This window comes from Ruegeria sp. BHSA163 (assembly GCF_059613365.1).
This window is the reverse complement of record NZ_JBXWSJ010000113.1, coordinates 1-5,043: the sequence shown is the minus strand read 5'-3', so window position 1 is coordinate 5,043 and position 5,043 is coordinate 1. Positions and strand designations below refer to the sequence as shown.

Below are 5,043 nucleotides of genomic sequence, written 5' to 3'. Positions count from 1 at the left end.
CCTCGAAATGCGTGAGCGCGATTGGGATCGGGTCGTGGATGTCAATTTGAAAGGCCCCTTTCTCGTCTCGCAAGCTGTTGGCCGTCACATGGTCGCTGCCAAACGAGGCCGGATCGTCAACATCTCGGCCACTTCGGCAGTCGTAGCACGGTCGGGAAACGCCAACTATGCGGCCTCGAAGGCGGGGTTGAACATGCTGACGCAATCGATGGCACTGGAGTTGGGACCCTACGTCAACGTGAACGCCGTCGCTTTGGGTTTCGTCGATAGCGAATTGGTGCGGGAGTTGTTCACGCCTGAAGAGGTTGCGCAAGCGGCCAATAGCGTGCCGCTCAAGCGGCTGACAACCTACGAGGAAACATCGGCATTTGTCTTGATGTTGGCGTCGAATGCTGCCGGTTTCGTTACTGGTCAGACAATCCCTTTCGATGGTGGCAGAGTGATGCGGTAAACGGCGAGGCGCGAATGAACGACTCAGGTTCTTCGCCGGCTTTCATGCGCTCTGTAACATCGGTCGGTGTGGGCTCGGTACGGACCTTCGCTTCAGGTAAGTCGAAGTGCCATTTTGCGGATGTAGCAGTCATTAACTTGAGCGTTAGACTCCGTTAAACTACGCTCAAAATGTTTCTACTAATTCGGAGCATCTCAGACATGTCTGTTGAAGCCTGCGCCTTGATCTGCGCAAAATGCTTTTGCGTTAGTAATAGTTTTTCACGTCAAATACTCTCCAAATATGCTTAAAGAGTCCCCAGAACTTATGTCGGTTTCACGACGCTGGTATAAGGCAATGGTCGCCCGCAATGAAGCCGAACTCAAAAACTACCTATCTGAATCTTCTGAACTGCGCTTTGTTGGTTCAGCTGATGGAGAGCTTTGGCTCGGCCCAGCGGTTCGAGAAGCGATCGGGCGTCATTTTGAAGAAGTTCCTGATATACTGGATAGGGAAGAGCTCCTTGCTGAAGCATATGAGTCAGGAGACATCGGCTGGTCTTTGTTCGCCAACCGGTTCAGGTTTCGAGGATTACCTGATCCAGTAACCTTTCGCACCACTCTGATTTTCGCGCTTGAACACGGACTTTGGAAGATTGTGCATCGCCACGCATCTCTCCCATCGCCAAATGAAACTTCGATTGGCCACAAACACACCGCGATCCAAGATCTTCTTGATTCTGTCGAAGAAGGTTTCAACATTGGTCAGGCTGAGGGTTTGGCATCAATAATGTTTACTGACATCGTGAATTCTTCACCGATTGTCGAAGCAATAGGAGACCTCGCTTGGTCTAGACTGGTCGCTTCACATTTTGACAATCTAAGAAATGTCATCGAGGCCAATGGTGGAGAGTTTGTGAAGTCGTTGGGCGATGGAACTATGTCCAGCTTCGCTTCGGCACGGGCTGCATTAACCGCGGCAAAAACCATTCAAACCGAAATGCTCAAGCAGAATACCGAACCAAAGTTAAGCCTTAGGGTAGGACTGCATACAGGCGACGTTGTGCGATCTAACGATGATTTTTTTGGGAACGTCGTAAACAAAGCGGCTCGGGTAACCGAAGCCGCCGAACAAGGGGAAATTTGCGTGTCAGACACTACTCATGCCGTAGTTGGTGCAGACTTCGATTTGTCTTTCTCTGACCCTCAACTTGTATCTTTGAAAGGGCTTGATGGCAGCCACCAAATTCGGCTTCTAAATTGGCGTGACTGAGGATAATTGAAACTTTAATGTCAGAACTTGGTCCGATGCGACAGCTCAATTTATCTCGAGATATGTTTGCGGTACTGACAAAGCCGCTGTTCATTGCCAACGGGATCTGTATTCAACTGTCGAATGTCGTCATCGGCGATTTGCTCGCGGATTGGTGAAGAACATGGATGCCCGAATATTTCGCAGTGCAATGCCATCAGACGCAAAACGCTGCTTTGATGTGGAAACGACAGCCTACGATGGCGACGAAGCTGCCACGCTTAAGACAATATCGAAGCGGATTGCCGAGTATCCTGAGGGGTTTTTAGTTCTAGAAGTTGATAAAGAAATTGCTGGCTTCATCAACAGTGGCTGCGCATATGACGTTGAAATGTCTAACGAAGATTTCAAGGAGCTCATCGGGCATGACTCGACTGCGCCCAACGTTGTAATTATGTCGGTAGTGGTTGATCCGGCATATCAGGGCCAAGGTTTGTCTACTGCACTCATGTCTGAGTTTGTGGAGCGTATGACTAACGCAAACAAAGAAATCATCCACCTCATGTGCAAAGAGCACCACATTCCTCTCTATGAGAAGTTTGGATATAGGTACATACAGCCTTCGGCATCAGCGCATGGAGGGATTCAGTGGCATGAAATGATGATGAATTTATCGAAGGCTTAAGCAATGGGTGCGGGCTCGATGCGGTCGTTGGCTACAACGCCACGCGACGCGACCATCTGAACGGCTGTTCCGCAGACAAAGCCGTCGTTGGCTGCAGGGCTTCATGCCGAGCGAATGTTTCTTTCACGAAGGCTTGGAATTGGCATCTTAGAGTCCGTGCATACTTCGAATGCCCCAACCTTTGATTTCCGCGAGCGCTCTTTTCCACCTGCGTTCAGCTTCCTTTGCCTGAAGCACCCTTGCAGCGCGGATTCTTTGCTCGGCGATTTGGGGCGCGTTCTTGAAGATATATTCGTCGCGTGTCATCTCGATTACTCCTGTCACTGCCGGGTGATCCGGCGATGTGTTAATCTTGCATGCATAGAGGTGCAGTTCTTTGGGACGTTGACCGGGAACTCTTGTCGTTTTGTCCAGACATCTTGCCAAACCGTTCATAGCTGTGGTGAATCCAATCTATGAGTACTCAGCACGCCCTTTCTTTTGCCGGTTTTCTGCTAGATCCAATTCGGGGGGAACTTAATAAGGATGGCGTCCCAATCCCTTTAGAGCCAAAGGTATTGGATTTGATTGTCTGGCTGGCGACGCATCCCGGACAACTTGTGTCGCGCGAAGACCTTATCGAAAATGTTTGGAATGGGCGGATCGTTTCGGATTCTGCCATCTCAAGCGCCATCAATGCGGCAAGAGTGGCTCTCGGCGACAGCGGCAGCAAGCAACGCCTGATAAAAACAGTTCCACGTAGGGGTTTTCGTTTCCAAGGTGCGGTGGAAATTTCACAGGCTTTAATTTCGGGCGTCACAATAGACAGGCCATCTTTGGCAGTTCTGCCGTTTGAAAATCTTTCGGGCGATCCCGAGCAAAGCTACTTCTCAGGTGGAATCACCGACGACATTATCACCGAACTATCAAGATATGATGAGCTTTTCGTAATTGCTCGTCATTCAAGTTTCACTTTTCGCGGTGCATCGGAGAGACCCGACGAGATTGCTCGTGCTTTGGGTGTTCAGTACATCGCCGAGGGATCAGTTCGGCGCGCCGGTGGGCGGATAAACGCGCCAGTTCTGGCTATAACCTGACCCATGTTCGGGATTTTGTGGCCTATGCTGTTCCGGAAGAGAAGGCGCATTACTTGGAGCATCTGGTCCTAGCGGGTCTCGACTAATTGCCGTGTTCAACCTCTGTCAAAATGCCATTGTAGATCGGCGGCTTGGGGCTCGGAGCGGCCATACTCCTGCGGTTTCTACTCAGACTGTTCTTCTAGGGTCAGGACGCTCACGGTAAGAATTGAATCCGCGACCCACACGTGCGGAGGTAACTTGTATGATCAAGGGTATTTCTAAGCGGACCAAAATCAGCGGCTTGCTATGTGTGACGGCGGCAATCAGCGCCAGTGTTGTTTGGTTCATAATGTATGGACCGGGGTCTTGGACTGGCAACATATCCAATCGCGACCTCTTTGATTCAACGGCAGATGCTGGCCTGCCTAGAGAGGTGAATGGAAAATCCGCTAAACTCCTCTCGGCCTTCCACGGGCTTGACGCACTGCCACGCGTCTCCAATGTGATTTGCAGAGGGTCTGAGGGCAACACCGGAATGCCCGTGATCTTTTCGACTGAGGTAGACATCTCGACGATGCAGGCAGGGGACTTTAAAGTCACAACCCGGTCGGGCGCGTCTGGGACGATGCACTGCGTGTCGGTGCTGCCTGCCACAGACCCTGGTGAGTTGCGCACGGTTCTTTTGATAGGGCAATTGGGACCCGCTGACAGTGACCCACCGGTTAGAGTCGACGTTGTCGGACATTTGCGGTCGATCGACGGGAAGCTAGATTTTCGGGGGGCTAGTGTGTCGGTGACACCCTTAGAAGACGGGCCGTCGATTGTTTTGGCCGAAGTCGTGGAGGACTGGACATTAGTCGGCACTTTGGGTCCGCGTCGCGTCAGAGGCAGCCTCTGCCCGACGGAAGGTATAGTTCAGGCGGTCCGTGTCACGTGGGAGGGTGGTGTGACGCTGAAAGATGGTAGCGAACCAGGTGAGGTAGAGCGCGATCAATATACGATCACCGTCGAGGCGCCCGATGGGACCCGTCGTGAAGTGAAGCCGATCGCGCTGGCCAACCTGGGTGACGGAGACAACAATCATATGCTTTGCATGGACACGACAGATCGGTCAATCTCAGTATCCTTTCCAGAAGGCATCTTGACGGACCCGAATGATGATTTGAACCCAGCCACAATGGTTTACGTAACTCCGTATCGCTAAACGTACTGTTATGACAACTCCGTAGACTTAGCGGCCATGGACACGTCGTCTCGTACCGGTGCGTTGTGAGGTGCAATAGGCTTGAGCGATAGAAGCGGGATAGAAGGTCAGGTTTGGGCTCAACGCAGTCACCTGACTGATTTACTCAGATGACCGGTTAGCGGCTTTGAGCGGACGTTCAACCCAGAAAACTCAGACTTTCGACCAGGAACGACCGCTCTCACCGAAAGCGGTCGCTCTCCCAAATCTTGGCTACGACCGGTTTGCGGACTTAGCGGTCATTGATTGCCAAAGGTGCGTGAAGTCAAAAGTTGTGACATACTCTCAATATTCAGGGAGGATTGATTATGGCTGGCTGGCATATCGAAGGCGAGTACATGGAAACTTGCAACTGCGATTTCTTGTGCCCATGCAT

General features: G+C 51.5%; 6 protein-coding genes. 5 read left to right on the top strand and 1 reads right to left on the bottom strand.

Annotated elements, in window-relative coordinates; translation table 11 throughout:
* From AC2FNV_RS23325 to AC2FNV_RS23315, 3 genes are all read left to right on the top strand, one after another.
* Nucleotides 1-451: SDR family NAD(P)-dependent oxidoreductase (locus AC2FNV_RS23325; protein WP_496774700.1), on the top strand; the 451-nt coding region annotated here is incomplete at its 5' end.
* Nucleotides 452-757: 306 nt separating this feature from the next.
* A complete protein-coding gene (locus tag AC2FNV_RS23320) occupies nt 758-1,702 on the top strand; it encodes an adenylate/guanylate cyclase domain-containing protein (RefSeq protein WP_170608900.1) in 945 nt (314 codons plus the stop codon).
* Between the two features lie 163 nt (nt 1,703-1,865).
* The gene (locus tag AC2FNV_RS23315; RefSeq protein ID WP_170608883.1) at nt 1,866-2,366 is read left to right on the top strand and encodes a GNAT family N-acetyltransferase; all 501 of its coding nucleotides are present in this window, start codon (nt 1,866-1,868) and stop codon (nt 2,364-2,366) included.
* Between the two features lie 147 nt (nt 2,367-2,513).
* On the opposite strand, the gene AC2FNV_RS23310 is transcribed toward AC2FNV_RS23315, so the two are convergent.
* The gene (locus tag AC2FNV_RS23310; RefSeq protein WP_496774695.1) at nt 2,514-2,801 is read right to left on the bottom strand and encodes a hypothetical protein; all 288 of its coding nucleotides are present in this window, start codon (nt 2,799-2,801) and stop codon (nt 2,514-2,516) included.
* Between the two features lie 20 nt (nt 2,802-2,821).
* Here AC2FNV_RS23310 and AC2FNV_RS23305 point away from each other — a divergent pair, with 20 nt between their 5' ends.
* Together AC2FNV_RS23305 and AC2FNV_RS23300 are read left to right on the top strand one after the other, a co-directional pair.
* The gene (locus AC2FNV_RS23305; protein ID WP_170611175.1) at nt 2,822-3,442 is read left to right on the top strand and encodes a winged helix-turn-helix domain-containing protein; all 621 of its coding nucleotides are present in this window, start codon (nt 2,822-2,824) and stop codon (nt 3,440-3,442) included.
* A 244-nt stretch (nt 3,443-3,686) separates the two neighbouring features.
* Nucleotides 3,687-4,628, top strand: coding sequence for a hypothetical protein (locus tag AC2FNV_RS23300; RefSeq protein WP_170611172.1), 942 nt, complete (start codon nt 3,687-3,689; stop codon nt 4,626-4,628).
* Nucleotides 4,629-5,043 lie beyond the last annotated feature (415 nt).